Source organism: Bacillus sp. IS1 (assembly GCF_032461585.1).
Lineage (GTDB): Bacteria > Bacillota > Bacilli > Bacillales > Bacillaceae > Bacillus > Bacillus velezensis.
Map to the genome: position 1 here is coordinate 1 of NZ_JAWCWR010000011.1, position 17,052 is coordinate 17,052.

Sequence of the window (17,052 nt, forward strand, 5' to 3'; positions counted from 1 at the left end):
TCAATGGTTTGGTGGCGATAGCGAAGAGGTCACACCCGTTCCCATGCCGAACACGGAAGTTAAGCTCTTCAGCGCCGATGGTAGTCGGGGGTTTCCCCCTGTGAGAGTAGGACGCCGCCAAGCTTTTTTATTTTATCTACCATGTTTTTGTTTATGAAGCTTATAATATTCCGCAGTAGCTCAGTGGTAGAGCTATCGGCTGTTAACCGATCGGTCGTAGGTTCGAGTCCTACCTGCGGAGCCATTGCTTCCATAGCTCAGCAGGTAGAGCACTTCCATGGTAAGGAAGAGGTCAGCGGTTCGAGCCCGCTTGGAAGCTTATCTAAATACGTTGATCTGAAGCAGTTTCCGCGCGTTATGGAACTGTTATTTTTTTGTCTAAAATTAGGTTGGGGACGAATTGGGGACGAATTATCAAATCGCACCTATTATCTTGTCCTAGTTTTTATATTTTTAGGCTGGGGACGAGTGGGGGACGGATTATCAAATCGGCCTTTTAACTTGTCCCAGTTTTTATATTTTCTGAGTAAATCATATTTCCGATCGCATCTGCCACCAATGCGTCTGCCTGTCTATTACTGTGAGTATATGTGTTTAAAGTTGTTTGTATATTTGAATGACCAAGTCTCTCAGAGATATCTTTTATATTTAAACCAGGTACTGTACCAAGCTGGTTAACTAACATGGTTGCATGTGTATGCCGCAAGTCATGCAGCCGTCCCGGCTTTATGTTATGTCTTTTAGTGAATTTCTGCCACCAGGTATTTGGAGATGTGGGATACTGTGGCTTCCCGTTATCCGCTCCAAACAACATGAGTTTATTTTTGTCTTCTTTCCATCCAACCCACAACTCACCTAATAGAAGTCTGTTTTTCTTTATCTCCTTTAATAAAATATAAGCTTCCTGCATAACAGAGGCCGGCAATGTAATCGTCCTAGATGACTTATTTTTTGGGGCCTTAAATCTATATCCGTGTTTCTTTGTATATTGCAATGACTCATCAATTCTAACCTGATTCGTGTCAAAGAATAGGTCAGATTCATCTATGGCTAATAACTCGCCTCTGCGAAACCCTCCAGTAATTGCAAATTTGATAAATACCCGATTTCTCAGAGGAGCATATTCATCAAGTAGATGAAAAATATGATTGATTTCTTCTTCTGTATATATTTCATATTCTTTATATTCTTGTTTTGGCCGCTTAACATTTAAAGCCGGATTTTCACCAATTATCTTCCACTCAGCAGCTCTTCCCAATATGTCTCTTATAATTCGATACCGGGCATGAATACTTGAAGATGAGATATTTTCATTACTCTTTTTGTAGTCATCTAAAAAATTCAGAATATGGATTGGCTGAATATCTTCTAAATGCATATCACCAAACCATGGCCTAATTTCTTTACTCATTATATAGTTATAGGTTTCAATTGTTTTCCCGTCTAGGTGACTCATTGCATATTTGTTTTCCCAGTCATCTACAAACATATTGAATGTTCTCTTTTGGGGCTTTATATAAGTGCCGGCTTCAATTTCAGCCTTGAATTTATACCATTCACTTTCTAAAAAAGTCCTAAGTTTTTTTGGTGATTTTAATAATTTTTCATCTTCAATCCTAATGGACTTTTTTTCTTTTTTTCTTTTTCCTTTAGTCCCTACCTCCACAATGAGACGGTACGATTTTTCTCCTCTTTTCTCAATACTCGGCATAGACAAACTTCTCCTTTTCTAATCTTTGAGTTAAGAAAGCATGATATTTAAAACTGAATAGTTTGCGGAGATACATATCCAGGCGTGTCTCTGCGAATGGATACGTAACTTGAAATAAGTTGGATATGTAGGTTATTGCCTCTCGTTTGGTGGCCGGTAGAACGAGATTCTTCAACATAAAAGTGGGAACTGCGAAGTGATACATAAAAGCATTTGCCTGATTCTCCTGCAGCTCTCTAAATAGGGAAGGGATCTTGTATTGAACACCGACATGATTAATGTGATGGCAGAGTTCATGGCAAAAATCTTCCCATTGCTTCTTTTTAGACATACGTGAATCAAGGATAATACAAGCCATCCCCAGTAATTTCACAGCTACACTCTTTTCATTTTTGTAGTAAATTAATATCTTTAATCGTTCTGCGATTTTTTCTAAGTCTCCAGCTCCTGGCTCAGTAATTCCTATACCGGAATAAATAGATCTAATTCTTTCTTCAAGTAATGATAATTGAAACAAAATAAATCCTCCTGCAGTAACTACAAACCTATGTTCGGTTTTATTGTTTAAAAGAAAAGCCTGAAAAAGCAGGCTCATTTTAATGCTCTAAGTTAATCTTTATATCCATCTTATCCCCTAATGCTGTAGCATTCTCATCGCTTGGAGATGCAACCCTTAGACGAATTGAATCTAGATTTTCTATATCCTCTTCATTTTGAAAGATATAAAAAACAGATCCACTGTCTTTTACTTTCCCAATATACTCTCCGAGAAGGTCGTCACTTTCATCAAGAGAAGGTTCCTCAACTTGTACTCCGGTGCTTGTAGCAAGTTTTATACTATCTGGAGTGAAATTCACTACTCCATCAGATGTATTCTTCGCTTCCAGTTCAAGTTCAATAAAAGGCGTTTTCTCATTAGCCACCGCTGCAATTACTCTTTTCACAGTAAGTTGCATAGGGCCAGATTTAGCTGTGGTTTCTTTATTGCTTATGGCCGTTACTTTTGCTGTTCCACCATCAATTTCATATACATCTCCAACTTCGTTGGGCCCGTTTTCGGAAATATCCTGACTCTCCGACGGGCTATTATCAGGAACACTGTTTTTGTTCCCGGAAGATGAAGAAGAAGACTCTTCACTATTTTTGCAGGCTGTGAGTAACACGAGCGAAGCAATCAATAGTAAAGTCCCCAACCTCTTAAACAATTTTTTGTCCCCCTTTTGATTTTCTTTATATCTCAATCAATTTACTTATTCGTGAACAGTTTATTTTACAGTACACGCTTACCGCAAAACCTTGGTAATTCTATGTTTTCATGGGGATGAAAATTTTTAATTTAACACTTAATTTTCTTTTTGTTAAACAAATGCTAAACAAATGTTTTACCAAAAGAAGAATTAAGAAGTTAAGAATTAAGAAGTGGAGAATGATTGTCTGCTATTCATCGAACCCTTTTTTGAGAAGATACTCTAAAAGCTCTTTCGCTTGTTCCTTGGTGATTTTTCCGTCACGGCCAGCAATTAAAGTTTCAGGGTCATTTAAGAGTTCATCTATCTTTGAGTCATGGGAGTCACCTTTTAGAAGGTAGTCTGTAGAGACATCCAATACTTTAGATAAACTAATAATTTCTGAATCAGTAATAGGGCGAGTACCTTTTTCTATACGGTTCATAACAGCATAATTTAGGTTTACACGGCGAGCCAACTCCCTTTGGGACCAGCCTTTTCTTTCTCTTAATAAAACGATCCGATCACCTATATTCAATGTTTTCACCACTTTCCAAGTAAGACAAATGATATCACGTTTCCGATATGGAAACAAAAAAAGTTTCTAAATTGTAAACAAAAATCGTTGACATTTCTGTTTTAGAAATGTATTATGTGATTACAGTGTTTCTGAAACAGAAACGAAAGGAGTGAAGAAATGCAGCAGCTTAATTTAATTTTCATCAAGAATAGACGAAAAGAATTAAAAATCTCTCTGCAATATATGGCGACAAAATTAGGTTTCAAAACTGGCTCAAGTTATTTGAAATATGAGCAAGGCCTATACGCTTTTAAAGCTGAACAATTGCCGATCTTAGCACACCATTTACAATGCAAAATAACAGATTTTTTTGCGGAAAACGTTTCTGATTTAGAAACAAGTAGTGCTTAAGGGATTTCGTAATGAGAAATGAACCGTTAATCCCTAAAAATAATGATTAATGGTGAGGTGTGAAATTTTGCAACGAACAGCATTAAGCCCTCAAGAAACAGCTGCTTTTTTGGGGGTTCATAAAGAAACCATTTATAGCATGGTAAGAAACAACCAAATTCCTCATTTTAGGGTGGGGAGGAAGATTTTCTTTAGGGTTGATTCACTCAATGCATGGATAAAAGAACAGGAAGAAAACAGCGTGCTTTCTATTGAAATGTAGATTTCTTCCACCTAAGAGTACAACATGCTCCGACACAAATCTGTTCTGTTTCAGAACATGTTCCGATTTGGAACATTGAGGGGGGGTGAACAAGTTGAAATTAGGGGCACTACTTCGAAGTACGCGGGAGCGGGCGGGTCTTTCACAAGAACATCTAGCTGAATTACTACACCGATCCCGCAGCTGTATATCAAAATTTGAGAACGACAAAAAATCTTTAGATGTTCCTACATACGTACGATGGATGGAAGCGACAAATGCAAAGGAGGCAATGATTGCAACGTTATGCGGCATTGATCCGAGCGCAGTCGCTCAAAGCATCCAAAACATCATGACTCTATTTGGAGGTTGAAATGAAAAACGAAATGGAAAAGCCAGTCTATGCGGGCATTCATCATAGTGGAATAACACTGGAAATGATCTGCATTGAAACATTGCATACAAGAATCATGGAAGCATTAAAAACAGGAGACACAGCTAAAGCTGTTGAGGCACATAAAGATGTGTTGCGCTCGTTGATTCAGATCAAACGATATCAGACTGCCGAACGAGTGGAGAAATTGAAGGCATCATCAAAGATAGTATCTGTCCAGTATCCGGAATCATTAAAAAAATGAAAGGATTGATTTAAATGTCATTTGTATTATCTGCAAGCCGTTTGATGAAAGCTTCTGAGGTTGTTAAACATTGTCGGGAAGTAAAGAGAAATCCGGCTCTTATTCTTATGGCAAATGCCCAAGCAAAAGAAGACATCGAGAAAATAAAAAAGCAGCAAGCCGGCACGCTCACTGCATAAAACAAATGTTCGTATCTATTATACCGCTCTTTTGAGAGCACGGCAAGTTTGTTCTTGTCGTCAGGCCAGGGGGAGAGGCGCTTATCCCCCCAACGCCCTTCACATTGTCTCTTTCTTTGGTCTGACGATGGGCGCAAGCATCAGGAAGGAGTGTGAGTAAATTGGGTAATACGTTTGACGCTGTGGAGGACTTGGTTGCGGCAACAAAAATTATCGGTGAGCTCCGGGCTGATATGTCAATTGTGAAGACAATGGCATCTCTATTGGCAGAGAGTAAAGATGTTAACGTTCTGCAGAATACATTGAACAAAATATCTGATGATATTTCAGCATCATTGGCAAAACACAAATTTTAAGCATTAAAAAAGCTCACTGTCCAGAGTGAGCTTCGGAAGGTGTTGCAATCTTTGGTACTAACAAGTTTACTTTATCACCTTCCAAAAATCAAATATTGGAGGTCTTTGACAAATGAATGAAGTTTTTTACACTGAACCATTTAGCGAGAATTATCGCGATCAGGTCAACCTGGCATCTGCCGGCGGATCTATCTCTTTTGATATTAAAGGCAATGTGGCTTTTCGTTTTCCTACTGCCGCTGCTCGTGAGGAATATCTCGCTCTTAAACAAAGAGCGGAAGGACGTGGGGGCAAATGAAAAAGGAAATGAAGCTATTGAAGTTGGAGCTGCTGAATTTCAAGGGCGTTAAGCAATTCACCCTTGATACTCGAGGTGAGAATGTCAAGGTGTACGGAGATAATGCCACCGGTAAAACAACTTTATTTGATGCCTTTATTTGGCTGCTGTTTGACAAAGACAGTCAAAACAAAAAGGATTTTCAAATTAAAACACTGACAAAAGAAAATGAACCGGTATCTGGATTGAATCATGAGGTAACAGGCGTTTTCGTTATTGACGGTAGTCATCTCACTCTTAAAAAAGTTTATTCCGAGAAATGGACGAGAAAGCGCGGCAGCAGTCAGGCTGTATTTTCTGGCCATACCACAGATTATTTTATCGATGGTGTGCCGGCAAAGAAAAAAGAGTTCAATGATCGTGTAAATGGAATCATTTCGGAAGATATTTTCCGCCTTGTCACTTCTCCATCATTTTTCAATGAACAAATGAAATGGCAGGACAGACGAAAGATTCTTCTTGAAATTTGCGGTGACATTACGCAAGAAGAAGTTTTTCAAGCGAATCCATCCGTAAAGGCTTTAGAGAGTATCTTAAACAAACGATCAATTGAGGATCACAGAAAAGTAATCGCGGCCAAACAAGCGGAGATAAATAAAGAGTTGAAGGCGATTCCTGTCAGGATTGATGAAGCCCTCCGGTCGGTCGAGGATATAACTGACCTAAATGAACAGGAATTAAACGACGAAATCAATTGTCTTCAAAATGACATCGATTTGTTGGAGGATCAGCTGCAATCCGCTCGAAACGGAGAGGCGGTATCGGAAAAGAGAAATGCCATCCTGCATATAGAGAACGAGCTTCAGGAAATGAAAAACGCTCATCAGGAGAAAGAATACAGCAATATCAGGGCACTGAAAGAAAAACTGTTCTCGGTAAAAAATAAGCTGGAGGAAATTTCTCTGGAGATTAAATCGAATACCCGTCAGCTGTCGCTTGAAAAAGACAACCAGGAAAGATTAACTGCGGAAATCCAGTCGCTGCGCCAGAGTTGGCTTGATAAGAATGAGGAAACGTTTGATCAGCATCAAACTGAATGCCCTACATGCGGCCAGGCATTACCGCCGGAACAGGTTGAGCAAGCGAAAGAGAATTTCAATTCTCACAAAAGCAGTGAATTAGAAAAAATCAATGAGCGGGGTAAATCGCGTAGCGAAGAGCTAAGGAGATCAGAAGGCATAATCGCAGAAATAGAGTCAGTGGCTCAAAAACTGCAGAAGGATTATGAGAGCAAAAGTGAGGAATGGTCACAACTTGATACTGAAATCAAGGCGGCCGAGAGCAACATGTCAGATATCACCACGGATGTTGCTTACAAAAACAAACAATCAGAGATTGATAGCATCCGTAAACAGATTGAGCAATTGGAGTCATCAAAGAACGAAGCAATTCAATTGATCAAAGATGATATTAACGGCAAAAAACAGGAGATGCTGCTGCTTCAAAAAGATTTGGCGAAAATTTCGCATTCTAAAAAAGTGAACAAGCGGATCATGCAGCTTGAAGAGGAACAGAAGGGCTTAGCCGAGGAGTATGAAGGGCTTCAGCATCAACTCTATTTGACTGAGGAATTTGTTCGTACAAAGGTAGATCTCCTGGAAGAACAAATAAACAACAAATTCAAATTTGCCCGCTTCAAGCTTTTTAAGAGTCAGATCAATGGAGGTCTTGAAGAGACGTGTGAAACGCTATATGAGGGCATTCCGTACTCTTCCGGCTTAAACAACGCCGCCCGCATAAATGTTGGACTGGACATCATTAATACCCTTAATGAGCATTACGGCATTTCTGCTCCAATCTTCGTAGATAACTCTGAAGCAGTGACTAAATTGATCGACACAAATTCACAGATTCTCAGTCTGATTGTCTCTGAAAAAGACAAGCAGCTGCGGATTGAATTGGAAGATAGTTCGCTCATTCCAGTGGATTGTGAGGTAAGTGCATGAGTGAAATTGTCACAGTAACAGTAGTTACGGGGAAAGGTTGGGAAGATCTACGCCGTGAAACCTTGCGTATAAATTCGGAAGAGATTATGCATGTGGGTCCGCTTTCTGAATGTCCAGAAGATGCGATTTTAGAAAGAGATTTAGTCGGACCCTCCGACTTCGCTGAGCTGCTTAAAAACTTTCTAATTGAGCATAAGGGAAAAAAGGTGAAATTTGTGTACGAGGATGAGGAGGATTCAAATGAGTGAAACCACAGAATTAATGACAAAACAAGTTGAGTTTTCAGTAAATGGTGAATCTGTAAAGCTCACGGGAAAAACAGTTAAAAACTTTTTAGTTCGCGGAAACTCTGACGTAACTGATCAAGAAGCAGCAATGTTTATAAACCTTTGTAAGTATCAAAAACTTAATCCGTTTTTAAATGAGGCGTACCTTGTGAAATTTAAAGGCTCACCGGCTCAAATGATTGTCGGTAAAGAAGCATTTATGAAGCGTGCAGAGAATAACGAGCAATTTCAGGGGTTTAAAGCTGGAATTATCGTTGAACGTGAAGGGGATATGGTTGAACTAGAGGGCGCAATCAAACTTCCAAAAGATAATCTAATTGGAGGGTGGGCTGACGTTTACCGTGCGGATAGGCAGCAACCAATTTGCGTGCGTATAAGCCTGGATGAATTCAGCAAAGGACAATCCACTTGGAAGACAATGCCCTTAAATATGATTCGAAAAACAGCAATAGTAAATGCCCTGCGTGAAGCCTTCCCTAATAGTTTAGGAAATCTATACACAGAGGAAGAGGAGCAGGCTAACGATGATATACCTGCTGAAGAACGGGTGCGCCGTGAGGTAAATGAAAACGCGAATACAGAGGTTATCGATATCGAACCAATTCCGGATCCACAAACAGAACAGCCGGAGCCGCAACCAACAAAAAAAGATGAGAAGCCTTCAGTCTTTGAAGGGAACGGACCAGACTTTTGATTGAAATTACAGCCCTGTCATCGAGCAGTAAGGGGAATTGCTATCGGGTTACCGATGGTAAGACCCCGCTTCTGTTGGAATGTGGTATCAGCTTTAAACAAATGCAAAAGGGCTTTCAGTTTAGAATGTCTCAATTCGCTGGCTGCCTTGTCTCTCATGAACATGGGGACCACTGCAAGGCTATTAAGGATGTTCTGAACGCCGGCATTGATTGTTATATGTCTCCTGGGACGGCCGGAGCAATTGGCCTCACTCATAACAGAATTAAGCCTGTGCCCGTAAAACAGCCGTTTAAGGTTGGTTCCTGGTCTATTATGCCCTTTGACGTGCAACACGATGTAGCGGAGCCGTATGGCTTCCTATTGGCGAATGACGCCGGGGATAAACTGCTTTTCGCCACTGATACCTATTATATACGCTATAGGTTCCCTGGTCTCACTCATGTCATGGTGGAATGCAATTACTCAGAGAAGATATTGAATGAAAATATTGAGAGCGGCATTACCGCTCCCGCCATGAAAAAGCGGCTTTTACAATCTCATTTTAGTTTAGAAAACGTCAAGAAATTTTTAATGGCCAATGATTTAAGCAAAGTACAGGAGATATGGCTGCTTCATCTTTCAGAATCAAACAGCGACGAAAAGATCTTTAAAGAAGACATCATGAAATTGACAGGAAAGGTTGTCTATATCCCGTGAGTGAACTGATAAAAACTACGTATCCTTATTGTTATGTGTTTTTGGCACAGACTTCCGCTCCGCATATGAGAAAAGCGGTGCTTGAGAATTATATTAAGACATTTATGAGCAAGTATGAGCCGAGCCTTGAATATGTGGCTATTAAAGGCACTTACGCTCTTTGTAGAAGAAAATAAACTCTTTGGAGAGGAGGAAGGCTCTTGTCAGGCTGGGTGAAATTATACAAGTCAGTCGTCGATCATGAGATCTTTACAGATAATGTGGGCTTTAGGCTATTTACTTTCTTAATGGCTAAAGCAGCTTATCAGGACGGTATGAAAATAAATGATTATGAATTGAAGAAAGGACAATATATCCGCTCGTATTCAAAACTATGTGATGATTTAGCAGTAAAAAAGGGACGAGGGTTAACCAGATTTACAAGAGCGGCAATTAAGGCTGCAGCTGAAAGGCTTCAAGCAAAAGGCATGATTGCTGCAGAGGAAACGGAATACGGAATGCTCTGGACCATTGTGAACTATTCGAAATTTCAAGGCTCTGAAAGAATCGTAAATGAAGAGAGCTTTTCAGAAAGGCGGCAAATATCCCAACCAAGTGATGAAAAACTGACTCCTTTCCAAAAAATCGAGGAAAAGTACCTGTCCCGAAAGGGCGGCATGTTTACAACACCATATGATGTGGCTGCCATAAACAGAATCCTTGATCAAAAAATTCCAATTGAGGATGTCCTGGCTTGGATAGATGAAATATTTGATCGTTACGTTCCTAAGCATCGAGCAGACGGTATCAAATCCTTTACTTACTGTGAGCAAGGTATTTTAGACAGGTGGCACGCTAAACAGAATCCACCTCCAAAAACAAACGTTTCGGAGTTCCGGCCGCGCGGATCAAAACAAGAGGAGAGTTTTGCCGCACTTGAAGCATATGCCAAAGAAAACGGCATTTCGATGGGGTGATCAAATTGAAAAAAGAAGAAGCAATGAAAATTCTAAGGCGACTCTCCGCCGCGTATACCCGCTTTGATTTAACAGGTGATGTGGGTATGGAGCGGATCGGATTATGGATGGAGCATCTGACTGAAATGCCATACAAACCTGTTTATGACAAAGTCAATGAGCATATTGCTAATAAGCCATTTCCTCCGACTATCTCAGAAATTAAAGTCAAACAACCAGCGAAAAACGAGTTTTTAGAGCAACAGAAAGAGTGGGAACGGAATGCAAAACATGCTAAAAAACCTTGAAGCAGAAGAGAGCCTATTGGGCTGTATCCTTGTTGAAAATGAATTGATTAAGGAAACCACCTTGGATCCGAAACACTTCGCAGACGAGCGGCATAAACGGATATTTAAGGCTATGCGAAATGTAGATGCTTCCGGCCAGCCTGTTGAAATGGTCACAGTAGTTACAGAGTTGGGAGAAACCGTCGAAGCGATCGGCGGCACCAGCTATCTTGTTGATTTAGCCAATGCTGTTCCATCTGTTATTAACTTCGAGACCTATCAAACATTAATCTACGAAGCTTTTAAACTACGTGATATGCAAAAGACCGCTCTTGATTTTGCGAATAATCCAAGCGATGAGGGGATTTTGCAGGTTTATCAGAAGACCGTGGAGCTGCAGGAGATCGGTGTTACAAATAAACGAACAAAGATGGATGTTTTAACCGAGATTTACAACGACATGTACCAAGAGAAAGGTGAAATAACAGGAGTGGAAACCGGTTTGGCCGATTTAGATGCAATGACCGGCGGTTGGCAGGACAGCGATTTAATAATCATTGCCGCCCGGCCTTCCATGGGGAAGACTGCTTTCGCTTTAAACTTGGGTCTCAAGGCTGCCCTTACGGGTGGGGTTGTCGATGTTTTTTCATTGGAGATGCCCGACCGTCAACTCGTAAACCGGATGCTCAGCAATTTGGGTTCAATCGAAGGTACAAAATGGAGAAATCCGCACAAGTATTTCAGTGAAAAAGACTATGAAAATGCGAATCGGGCCATCGGTGAATATGAAAAATTAGACATTAATATTCATGATAAGCCGTCACAGTCAGTGGCTGATATTCGTTCTGCCATTCGGAAGACCAAAAAGGACCACCCGGACAAAAAGCATTTGGTTGTGATTGACTATCTTCAATTAATCCGACCTATCGGCAAATTTGAAACGAAAAACTTAGAGGTCGCAAGCATAACGGGCGAATTGAAGAACATAGCCCGGACCTTCAATGTGCCAATCATTCTTCTTTCTCAGCTTTCTCGCGGAGTTGAGCAGCGGCAAGATAAGCGGCCGATGATGTCTGACCTTCGAGATTCAGGAAGCATTGAGCAGGACGCCGATATCGTTAGTTTTCTCTATAGGGATGACTATTACGATAAACAAAGCGATCTGAAAAACGTAGTGGAAATCATTTTTGCAAAACAAAGAAACGGATCCGTCGGCACTGTCATAGCTGCCTTTATTAAAGAGTACGGACGATTCTTAAACCTTGATAGACAAATGGAAGCCCTTGTGGGTTAAAAAGGAGCGGTTTTATGCCAAATAATGAAGTGGAGAAGCGGAGAGAATTTCTAATCAATGAATTGATTCGGTATGGCTATTCCATTGAAAAAGGAGCGGACTTGAGCCATTTGACGCTATTCAATCTGGAGAACCTCACAATTCAAGTAAAATGCCAGTTTGGCCGAAAGCTATCCGAAGAGGAGGAATCCTGCTGATGTACACCGTCCTGGCACTCATTTACGCGGTAAAGGAAGGCGAACAGCAGGAAATGATCATACAGCAGTGGATTCAGGATGACGGGAGGTAACAGCATGATCCAATTTACTATTTACGGGGAGCCAGTTGCGCAGGGGCGCCCCAGGGCAACCACAATTAACGGCATGACCAGGTTATATGACCCAAAGAAATCAAGGGATTTTAAGCAATATGTTAAACTCGCCGCCTCAGATCATCGGCCAAGTTCCTTGCTGACGGGCCCGCTTGAGTTAAGAGTCAAGGTCTATAAATCTACCTTGAAGAGTTTCAGTAAGAAAAAAGCGGCTGAAGCTGAACAAGGATTACTAAGACCCAGCAAAAAGCCTGATGTGGACAATTATATAAAGGGCATTAAAGACGGTTTAAATAAAGTCCTCTGGCATGATGACAGTCAAATTGTAGACCTCCATGTCAGTAAGTATTACAGCCAAAACCCAAGAATTGAAATTCTAGTAAAACCACTATCACAAGAGGAGGAACAATTATGTCTTTCGTTGACTTCAAAGGAATCGTAAAAAAGGTGAACCACAAACCCAAAGGAATTACCGAGGTCGTTCTGGAGGTCCCAACTAAAGAGGTGGGAAGCGGCATTCAAAATTTAGCCGAGATGATTGACAAGGACGTTCAGGCGCAGCTGGAGAGCGAGGTTGTACAGTTTAATGTACAAGTCAACGCGCACACCGATCGCCCGATTATCAATTACACGGTTGGCTCTGATGGAATTGTCAAGGTAGCGGATCCGGAACCAGAACAACTTGAGGCGAATCTTGGACTCCCTGAAGAAAAGCCGAAAATCGAAGAAAAGCCAAAGGAAATCGAGAGGAAGATTGTTGACTCCTTCATTACTGAAGACATGGCCCCGATCCTCGATGGATTCCCTGTATACATTACTGAAATGGCCAAGCGGCGCATAGAGGGTGAATCATACCAGAGGATTGCAAATGATTATGTAATGTATGAAGAGAACCTTATAGACCTCATCAACGAGTACAGAAAAGAAGTTGCACCGTATGCTCAAGCCTGGTGGGACTGGAAGCAGGATCAGGAAGCGGAGGCAGAGCCGATGGAAAAGCAGGCGCCGCGTGTTCCTCTTGATGAAGCTGATAACCCCGAGCCGTCAACCGAGGATGAAAAAGAGGATGAGAATAAGGACGAGGACGAACACGGAGCGGCATAAATGGGGAGAAGGAAAAAGCAGCCGCGTTGGTATCTGCTGTTTCGCATAGAGGATGGACAAGCTGTCCACCTCTATGAACCTTTAAAGAAATACGAGCTGGTGAGCCGGATCCGGAATGGATGGAGGGTAAGAAGATGACAGAGAAGAGAAAAAAGCTCTTAGAAAAATTGAGTGATTTCCGCATGGTTCCTGGCCATGGTCCTGATCTTTCCGCGATGACAGATGAGCAATTAGAAAAACAACTATGGTTTTTAGAAACTGCTTTCAAGATGGCTTGGGAAGAAGAAGATAATGAGGACGGTGATGATATATGAGCGTAAGACATCATCTGAAAATCTTACCGGAATATTTTATAGCGCTGAAGGATGGCCGAAAAACCTTTGAAATTAGGCACGATGATAGAGGGTTTAAGGAAGGGGATACCCTTTCCCTGAATGAATGGCAGGATGGATACACTGGCCGCTCAATTGACGTACATGTGACATTCATTACTGACTTTGAACAAAAGCCCGGCTATGTCGTTCTTGGTATTCAAAAGAAAGTGAGAGAAGATGATGATCGAAATATTTAAAGGCGATTGGGTGAGCGCAAAAGGTAACGGGATCGTCGTAAAGGGATATGTAGAGGAGATGCTGGGAAAAGCAGTTATTATCCGCCTTGTAGATGGAGAAAAAATAAAAGCTTCAATCCGGGTAGTGGAGAAGATGGATGACACGCTGCATGCCGAAGACCTTGATACAATGATTGATTTTTTTCCTTGATTATGGGAGATGAAGAATGGTTTCGGGAATTGTCTGAACTGAAATACAAACGCCGTGCCCGTATAACATAAAAAACCGTAGCACAAGGCCCCGGTTTTAGTTAATCTCGACAATTAATTATAACACGGGGAGTGCTGCAATATGAACAGACCTGAAAAAATTGAAAATCTACATCAACTTTCCGTTAAGGACTTAATGGAAGACCAAAAAACGAAGCTGATCATCTTGGATGGCTCAAGCGGGTCAGCCTATCTTGTAGATACACCGGAATATGGAAAGACCATCATACAGACAGCCAATAGCAAGCACACAAAGCTAAATTACGATTATGGCTTTTTGCCGTAACACGGAGGGGAACCCCCTCCTTTTTTGGAGGGATTTTTATGGTCATGAAGGGAGAATGTCTCAGCGCAGACATTACACCGCTTGAAAAAGGAAAAGAGTATTTCCTCTTTCCTTTAGGAGAAAGTCATTTCTACGTATCAAAATTTAACAATGTAAACGCCCATTGCGGAGCCTATCAAAAGAAACTATTCCGGATAACTGATGCCGGTCAGAGTGAAGTGCCTGAACCGAATGAATGGCATCAAATGAGTTTGTTTTGATTCCAAATCAAATAGCAGGGGCATTCCCTGCGGGGGAGGAAACGAAAATGAGTGAGAGAGTTGAACGGTTAAAACAGCTTACTTACATCCCACAAAAGGAAATAGGATGGCTTCTTGAACAAGCTGAACTGGCTGATAAACAGCGGGCTATCATTGAGGAACACCAACGCCAGCAGGACATTGCGGTCAATCAATTCCGGCAGGCTCAAAAGGACATTCAGCATCTAAGCGGGGAAAGAAGCAGATACAAGAAGGCTTTACAGCAAACTATTAAGAATATGCAATTCACTATAACGGTTGCCCAACATGAATTGAAGGGGGATGCGGAATGAGTAAAGACCTTTCGGAAGTGAAAATGGAGCAAAAACACATTAATTTAATGAAAGCCTGTGAGAATGGCGCGACGATTTGGGGCTATCGTGACGCTTTGTTGGCGAGGGAAATACAAAAATTTGATCCGTCTTTTTTGAAATTTATTCAGGATCTTGATGAATTGGGGAAATACGATCCCGAAGTTAATAAGCTGACAGGTGCGGAGAGACTTCCGTATTTTGGATGTGTTTTGCAGCCTGACGGGCTGACTTATGTCGAGAGGTGGGTGCGGAATGATTCGTGTCTATCAAAAAGGTGATTCGCAATATAACAATCTAACGGCCGCTTGGTCTAAAATGACTCGCTACGAAAAGGAAAAATATCAAGTGGAAACCATTATCCTTGCGCCGAGTCAACAGAGGGAAAATGTCGACTTGATAACAAAGGCTTTAAATGGTGATGAAGTTGAGAGGTTTACATCGGTAGTGCCGTGCCTCATGGTTTGCGTATTGGAGAAAAAAGCTCAAATATGAAGGAGGAACAATGATGAAAAAACTATTCAAATCAATCATGCTATCAGCAGTATTACTTACAGGAGCCACGGCCATTGCGCCGTCTGCTTCCGCCGCATGGTCCGGTTGGCAAAATGAATCCGGGTACAGCGGCCGGGTGTTTACGGATGCCGCGACTTACACGGCCGGTGCCTCCACGGTGGACTGGAAAGCCGAGAAAAAAGGCTCAAGGACACTTTATTACACGGCCGGCGTGTACAAGAAGCGTAGCGGCGGCGGGCTGACTGATACGAATTTAGTGCAGCGGGGCAGCTTCAAAACTGCAACGCCTCTGAAATCATTCAACGTGAAAACAATTCGGAATAAGACCGGGAAAGGAACCTATGTCATCCAACTGGACTGCTATTCTGATTCCGGCAAGCGGAACCATATCGGAACCTTTGAATCAGCAAAATTTTACGTCAAGTGATTCATTTCGTTATCGAATAAAATGAGCAATTGCGGACATCAGACATTCGGCATAAGGCTGTGCGTTTGATGCCCGCACTATTACTTTAAGGAGGGAACAGAGTGCAAGCAGTCAAACAATTGTCATTCATTCCAGAAGTAAATGAAAAAGAAGTACGTAACATCGTCATTAAAGAGCTCAAAACGTATAGATCATTAAAAACCCAAGCGGAAAATAGACAAGAGCAAAAGGAAAAGGGAATCATCGGGCTGTTTCCGCAGTTACGAAAAAACACTGATTATAATGAGCTGAAGGTCAAGCAGATGAATAGGGCGCTAGAAAACTGCCTTGATCAAGATGAACGCAGTATTCTTGAAAAGAAATATTTGTCTCCAAGAAAAATAAAGGATTTAGAAATTATGATTGAGCTCGGCCTGAAAAGAGATAAGTTTTATCAGGTGAAAAGACAGGCCATCTACAATATCGCGACAGCGCTCGGAATAATCTGAGGGCTGTCTTTTTTATGAGCGACAAAAAGCCGACAAAAACCCGATAAAAAGCCGACAAAATGGGGGATAAAATGGGTACTTTTTTTAGATGCGGTTTGTCATACGATAGAGACAGGAAGAAAACGAACGTGAATATCTGTCCCAAAAGGAGAAACCTGCGGACGCTGATCTTTTGCATGAGTCTATTTGTGCATCTGATTAGTGGCCGCTTTTTTATGGCAGATTGGGAGACGCACCTTTCCCGTATCAAGCGTGCACTCGGATGTATCGAATGACAATGAAGGCCGTTAGCTTCACAGGAGGAGCGGCTGGAGTCTATGCAGTATTGCGCGCGATAGTCACGGGGAACGCAAGCGGTGAGATTCCGATTGCAAGGAAAGTCTTTTAAATCGGCTCTCCATTTTCTTTGCTTACCTCCTGGGGAAAATCGACGGGCCACAAATAAATAAAAGCGAATAGCGTAAGGCGGTGCTTATTCGGCAAGGAGAAATGAAAGATGAAGATGAGAGACGTTTTATCTGCTGATACGAAACAGCAGTTTAAAAAAGTGTTAAGTCCCTCAACAAAGGCACATGAACCTCTGACGAGAAGGGATTGGGAAGAAATCATGGGAACGAAGCGCGACACCTATAAACGGACAGGCGGCCGTATTCGCCGTAAACAATAGGGGCTCACGTTTTGTTATATCGTTCTCCTTTAAAGCGTTGAAAATAAGTCTTTTTGACCGCGTT

32 protein-coding genes, 2 tRNA genes and 1 rRNA gene are annotated in these 17,052 nt (G+C 41.6%); 31 read left to right on the forward strand and 4 right to left on the reverse strand.

What is annotated here, in order from left to right; translation table 11 throughout:
* Positions 1–7: 7 nt before the first annotated feature.
* From rrf to RUW00_RS21505, 3 genes are all read left to right on the forward strand, one after another.
* Positions 8–123: ribosomal RNA gene (rrf, locus tag RUW00_RS21495) — 5S ribosomal RNA — on the forward strand.
* A 46-nt stretch (positions 124–169) separates the two neighbouring features.
* Positions 170–244 (forward strand) — tRNA-Asn (locus tag RUW00_RS21500).
* Positions 245–246: 2 nt separating this feature from the next.
* Positions 247–319 (forward strand) — tRNA-Thr (locus RUW00_RS21505).
* A 177-nt stretch (positions 320–496) separates the two neighbouring features.
* Here RUW00_RS21505 and RUW00_RS21510 read toward each other — a convergent pair.
* The 4 genes from RUW00_RS21510 to RUW00_RS21525 all read right to left on the reverse strand — a co-directional run bounded on the left by RUW00_RS21510 (position 497) and on the right by RUW00_RS21525 (position 3,484).
* On the reverse strand, positions 497–1,711 hold the full coding sequence (locus tag RUW00_RS21510) for a site-specific integrase (RefSeq protein WP_069013509.1): 1,215 nt from the start codon (positions 1,709–1,711) through the stop codon (positions 497–499).
* Positions 1,698–2,228, reverse strand: a complete 531-nt coding sequence (locus tag RUW00_RS21515; RefSeq protein ID WP_025284104.1) for an ImmA/IrrE family metallo-endopeptidase — start codon at positions 2,226–2,228, stop codon at positions 1,698–1,700. Before RUW00_RS21515 ends, RUW00_RS21510 begins: the two co-directional genes overlap by 14 nt.
* A 79-nt stretch (positions 2,229–2,307) precedes the next feature.
* Positions 2,308–2,916 carry a hypothetical protein gene (locus RUW00_RS21520; RefSeq protein ID WP_069013508.1) on the reverse strand — a complete coding sequence of 203 codons (609 nt, stop codon included), beginning with the start codon at positions 2,914–2,916 and terminating at the stop codon, positions 2,308–2,310.
* Positions 2,917–3,148: 232 nt separating this feature from the next.
* Entirely contained in the window at positions 3,149–3,484 is a 336-nt protein-coding gene (locus RUW00_RS21525; RefSeq protein ID WP_224994200.1) for a helix-turn-helix domain-containing protein, read from the reverse strand.
* Between the two features lie 150 nt (positions 3,485–3,634).
* Between RUW00_RS21525 and RUW00_RS21530 the strand changes: the two genes are divergently transcribed.
* The 28 genes from RUW00_RS21530 (at position 3,635) to RUW00_RS21665 (ending at position 16,988) form a co-directional block, all read left to right on the forward strand.
* Positions 3,635–3,868, forward strand: coding sequence for a helix-turn-helix domain-containing protein (locus tag RUW00_RS21530; RefSeq protein WP_053285433.1), 234 nt, complete (start codon positions 3,635–3,637; stop codon positions 3,866–3,868).
* A gap of 67 nt (positions 3,869–3,935) precedes the next feature.
* Positions 3,936–4,130 carry a helix-turn-helix domain-containing protein gene (locus RUW00_RS21535; protein ID WP_025284108.1) on the forward strand — a complete coding sequence of 65 codons (195 nt, stop codon included), beginning with the start codon at positions 3,936–3,938 and terminating at the stop codon, positions 4,128–4,130.
* 85 nt (positions 4,131–4,215) lie between these two features.
* Positions 4,216–4,482 carry a helix-turn-helix domain-containing protein gene (locus tag RUW00_RS21540; RefSeq protein ID WP_038455948.1) on the forward strand — a complete coding sequence of 89 codons (267 nt, stop codon included), beginning with the start codon at positions 4,216–4,218 and terminating at the stop codon, positions 4,480–4,482.
* Position 4,483: 1 nt separating this feature from the next.
* Positions 4,484–4,747, forward strand: coding sequence for a hypothetical protein (locus RUW00_RS21545; RefSeq protein ID WP_069013507.1), 264 nt, complete (start codon positions 4,484–4,486; stop codon positions 4,745–4,747).
* A gap of 14 nt (positions 4,748–4,761) precedes the next feature.
* Positions 4,762–4,926, forward strand: a complete 165-nt coding sequence (locus RUW00_RS21550) for a hypothetical protein (RefSeq protein WP_164971929.1) — start codon at positions 4,762–4,764, stop codon at positions 4,924–4,926.
* A 161-nt stretch (positions 4,927–5,087) separates the two neighbouring features.
* Positions 5,088–5,282 carry a hypothetical protein gene (locus RUW00_RS21555; RefSeq protein ID WP_069013506.1) on the forward strand — a complete coding sequence of 65 codons (195 nt, stop codon included), beginning with the start codon at positions 5,088–5,090 and terminating at the stop codon, positions 5,280–5,282.
* Between the two features lie 112 nt (positions 5,283–5,394).
* Positions 5,395–5,580 (forward strand): hypothetical protein, encoded by a 186-nt coding sequence (locus tag RUW00_RS21560; protein WP_069013505.1) that lies wholly within the window; start codon positions 5,395–5,397, stop codon positions 5,578–5,580.
* On the forward strand, positions 5,577–7,565 hold the full coding sequence (locus RUW00_RS21565; RefSeq protein WP_069448501.1) for an AAA family ATPase: 1,989 nt from the start codon (positions 5,577–5,579) through the stop codon (positions 7,563–7,565). The genes RUW00_RS21560 and RUW00_RS21565 overlap by 4 nt, the downstream gene beginning before the upstream one ends.
* Positions 7,562–7,813 carry a hypothetical protein gene (locus RUW00_RS21570; protein ID WP_069013503.1) on the forward strand — a complete coding sequence of 84 codons (252 nt, stop codon included), beginning with the start codon at positions 7,562–7,564 and terminating at the stop codon, positions 7,811–7,813. Before RUW00_RS21565 ends, RUW00_RS21570 begins: the two co-directional genes overlap by 4 nt.
* Complete coding sequence (gene bet / locus RUW00_RS21575) at positions 7,806–8,546, forward strand: phage recombination protein Bet (protein WP_069013502.1); 741 nt, start codon at positions 7,806–7,808, stop codon at positions 8,544–8,546. Before RUW00_RS21570 ends, bet begins: the two co-directional genes overlap by 8 nt.
* Positions 8,543–9,244, forward strand: coding sequence for an MBL fold metallo-hydrolase (locus tag RUW00_RS21580; RefSeq protein ID WP_069013501.1), 702 nt, complete (start codon positions 8,543–8,545; stop codon positions 9,242–9,244). Before bet ends, RUW00_RS21580 begins: the two co-directional genes overlap by 4 nt.
* Before the next feature lie 200 nt (positions 9,245–9,444).
* On the forward strand, positions 9,445–10,200 hold the full coding sequence (locus tag RUW00_RS21585) for a hypothetical protein (RefSeq protein ID WP_069013500.1): 756 nt from the start codon (positions 9,445–9,447) through the stop codon (positions 10,198–10,200).
* Between the two features lie 5 nt (positions 10,201–10,205).
* Complete coding sequence (locus RUW00_RS21590) at positions 10,206–10,487, forward strand: replicative helicase loader/inhibitor (protein WP_069013499.1); 282 nt, start codon at positions 10,206–10,208, stop codon at positions 10,485–10,487.
* The gene (gene dnaB, locus RUW00_RS21595; RefSeq protein WP_069013498.1) at positions 10,462–11,760 is read left to right on the forward strand and encodes a replicative DNA helicase; all 1,299 of its coding nucleotides are present in this window, start codon (positions 10,462–10,464) and stop codon (positions 11,758–11,760) included. The genes RUW00_RS21590 and dnaB overlap by 26 nt, the downstream gene beginning before the upstream one ends.
* Positions 11,761–11,774: 14 nt before the next feature.
* On the forward strand, positions 11,775–11,957 hold the full coding sequence (locus RUW00_RS21600) for a hypothetical protein (RefSeq protein ID WP_069013497.1): 183 nt from the start codon (positions 11,775–11,777) through the stop codon (positions 11,955–11,957).
* A gap of 96 nt (positions 11,958–12,053) precedes the next feature.
* Positions 12,054–12,512 carry a RusA family crossover junction endodeoxyribonuclease gene (locus tag RUW00_RS21605; RefSeq protein ID WP_069013496.1) on the forward strand — a complete coding sequence of 153 codons (459 nt, stop codon included), beginning with the start codon at positions 12,054–12,056 and terminating at the stop codon, positions 12,510–12,512.
* On the forward strand, positions 12,482–13,174 hold the full coding sequence (locus RUW00_RS21610) for a hypothetical protein (RefSeq protein WP_069013495.1): 693 nt from the start codon (positions 12,482–12,484) through the stop codon (positions 13,172–13,174). Before RUW00_RS21605 ends, RUW00_RS21610 begins: the two co-directional genes overlap by 31 nt.
* 134 nt (positions 13,175–13,308) lie before the next feature.
* Positions 13,309–13,488: a hypothetical protein gene (locus tag RUW00_RS21615; RefSeq protein ID WP_069013494.1), complete on the forward strand. Its 180-nt coding sequence runs from the start codon at positions 13,309–13,311 to the stop codon at positions 13,486–13,488.
* Positions 13,485–13,745, forward strand: a complete 261-nt coding sequence (locus RUW00_RS21620; protein ID WP_109566639.1) for a DUF3850 domain-containing protein — start codon at positions 13,485–13,487, stop codon at positions 13,743–13,745. The genes RUW00_RS21615 and RUW00_RS21620 overlap by 4 nt, the downstream gene beginning before the upstream one ends.
* Positions 13,729–13,935, forward strand: coding sequence for a hypothetical protein (locus tag RUW00_RS21625; RefSeq protein WP_315956767.1), 207 nt, complete (start codon positions 13,729–13,731; stop codon positions 13,933–13,935). Before RUW00_RS21620 ends, RUW00_RS21625 begins: the two co-directional genes overlap by 17 nt.
* A 141-nt stretch (positions 13,936–14,076) precedes the next feature.
* The gene (locus tag RUW00_RS21630) at positions 14,077–14,280 is read left to right on the forward strand and encodes an XtrA/YqaO family protein (RefSeq protein WP_069013491.1); all 204 of its coding nucleotides are present in this window, start codon (positions 14,077–14,079) and stop codon (positions 14,278–14,280) included.
* Positions 14,281–14,318: 38 nt separating this feature from the next.
* Positions 14,319–14,540 (forward strand): hypothetical protein, encoded by a 222-nt coding sequence (locus tag RUW00_RS21635; protein ID WP_109566641.1) that lies wholly within the window; start codon positions 14,319–14,321, stop codon positions 14,538–14,540.
* A gap of 47 nt (positions 14,541–14,587) precedes the next feature.
* Complete coding sequence (locus RUW00_RS21640) at positions 14,588–14,872, forward strand: hypothetical protein (protein WP_069013522.1); 285 nt, start codon at positions 14,588–14,590, stop codon at positions 14,870–14,872.
* On the forward strand, positions 14,869–15,171 hold the full coding sequence (locus RUW00_RS21645; RefSeq protein ID WP_069448502.1) for a hypothetical protein: 303 nt from the start codon (positions 14,869–14,871) through the stop codon (positions 15,169–15,171). Before RUW00_RS21640 ends, RUW00_RS21645 begins: the two co-directional genes overlap by 4 nt.
* Positions 15,146–15,385, forward strand: coding sequence for a hypothetical protein (locus RUW00_RS21650; RefSeq protein WP_069013520.1), 240 nt, complete (start codon positions 15,146–15,148; stop codon positions 15,383–15,385). Before RUW00_RS21645 ends, RUW00_RS21650 begins: the two co-directional genes overlap by 26 nt.
* Positions 15,386–15,398: 13 nt before the next feature.
* Positions 15,399–15,833, forward strand: coding sequence for a hypothetical protein (locus tag RUW00_RS21655; protein ID WP_069013519.1), 435 nt, complete (start codon positions 15,399–15,401; stop codon positions 15,831–15,833).
* 101 nt (positions 15,834–15,934) lie between these two features.
* Positions 15,935–16,321, forward strand: a complete 387-nt coding sequence (locus RUW00_RS21660) for an ArpU family phage packaging/lysis transcriptional regulator (RefSeq protein WP_069013518.1) — start codon at positions 15,935–15,937, stop codon at positions 16,319–16,321.
* 496 nt (positions 16,322–16,817) lie between these two features.
* Positions 16,818–16,988, forward strand: coding sequence for a hypothetical protein (locus tag RUW00_RS21665; RefSeq protein WP_175365362.1), 171 nt, complete (start codon positions 16,818–16,820; stop codon positions 16,986–16,988).
* Positions 16,989–17,052 lie beyond the last annotated feature (64 nt).

What these genes read in the sequence shown, in the direction of transcription:
- RUW00_RS21510 (WP_069013509.1), bottom strand. Translation starts at nt 1,711, where the DNA reads ATGCCGAGTATTGAGAAAAGAGGAGAAAAATCGTACCGTCTCATTGTG.
- RUW00_RS21530 (WP_053285433.1), top strand. Translation starts at nt 3,635, where the DNA reads ATGCAGCAGCTTAATTTAATTTTCATCAAGAATAGACGAAAAGAATTA.
- RUW00_RS21545 (WP_069013507.1), top strand. Translation starts at nt 4,484, where the DNA reads ATGAAAAACGAAATGGAAAAGCCAGTCTATGCGGGCATTCATCATAGT.
- RUW00_RS21550 (WP_164971929.1), top strand. Translation starts at nt 4,762, where the DNA reads ATGTCATTTGTATTATCTGCAAGCCGTTTGATGAAAGCTTCTGAGGTT.
- RUW00_RS21560 (WP_069013505.1), top strand. Translation starts at nt 5,395, where the DNA reads ATGAATGAAGTTTTTTACACTGAACCATTTAGCGAGAATTATCGCGAT.
- RUW00_RS21565 (WP_069448501.1), top strand. Translation starts at nt 5,577, where the DNA reads ATGAAAAAGGAAATGAAGCTATTGAAGTTGGAGCTGCTGAATTTCAAG.
- RUW00_RS21570 (WP_069013503.1), top strand. Translation starts at nt 7,562, where the DNA reads ATGAGTGAAATTGTCACAGTAACAGTAGTTACGGGGAAAGGTTGGGAA.
- bet (WP_069013502.1), top strand. Translation starts at nt 7,806, where the DNA reads ATGAGTGAAACCACAGAATTAATGACAAAACAAGTTGAGTTTTCAGTA.
- dnaB (WP_069013498.1), top strand. Translation starts at nt 10,462, where the DNA reads ATGCAAAACATGCTAAAAAACCTTGAAGCAGAAGAGAGCCTATTGGGC.
- RUW00_RS21600 (WP_069013497.1), top strand. Translation starts at nt 11,775, where the DNA reads ATGCCAAATAATGAAGTGGAGAAGCGGAGAGAATTTCTAATCAATGAA.
- RUW00_RS21605 (WP_069013496.1), top strand. Translation starts at nt 12,054, where the DNA reads ATGATCCAATTTACTATTTACGGGGAGCCAGTTGCGCAGGGGCGCCCC.
- RUW00_RS21610 (WP_069013495.1), top strand. Translation starts at nt 12,482, where the DNA reads ATGTCTTTCGTTGACTTCAAAGGAATCGTAAAAAAGGTGAACCACAAA.
- RUW00_RS21615 (WP_069013494.1), top strand. Translation starts at nt 13,309, where the DNA reads ATGACAGAGAAGAGAAAAAAGCTCTTAGAAAAATTGAGTGATTTCCGC.
- RUW00_RS21620 (WP_109566639.1), top strand. Translation starts at nt 13,485, where the DNA reads ATGAGCGTAAGACATCATCTGAAAATCTTACCGGAATATTTTATAGCG.
- RUW00_RS21625 (WP_315956767.1), top strand. Translation starts at nt 13,729, where the DNA reads ATGATCGAAATATTTAAAGGCGATTGGGTGAGCGCAAAAGGTAACGGG.
- RUW00_RS21630 (WP_069013491.1), top strand. Translation starts at nt 14,077, where the DNA reads ATGAACAGACCTGAAAAAATTGAAAATCTACATCAACTTTCCGTTAAG.
- RUW00_RS21635 (WP_109566641.1), top strand. Translation starts at nt 14,319, where the DNA reads ATGGTCATGAAGGGAGAATGTCTCAGCGCAGACATTACACCGCTTGAA.
- RUW00_RS21640 (WP_069013522.1), top strand. Translation starts at nt 14,588, where the DNA reads ATGAGTGAGAGAGTTGAACGGTTAAAACAGCTTACTTACATCCCACAA.
- RUW00_RS21645 (WP_069448502.1), top strand. Translation starts at nt 14,869, where the DNA reads ATGAGTAAAGACCTTTCGGAAGTGAAAATGGAGCAAAAACACATTAAT.
- RUW00_RS21650 (WP_069013520.1), top strand. Translation starts at nt 15,146, where the DNA reads ATGATTCGTGTCTATCAAAAAGGTGATTCGCAATATAACAATCTAACG.
- RUW00_RS21655 (WP_069013519.1), top strand. Translation starts at nt 15,399, where the DNA reads ATGAAAAAACTATTCAAATCAATCATGCTATCAGCAGTATTACTTACA.
- RUW00_RS21665 (WP_175365362.1), top strand. Translation starts at nt 16,818, where the DNA reads ATGAAGATGAGAGACGTTTTATCTGCTGATACGAAACAGCAGTTTAAA.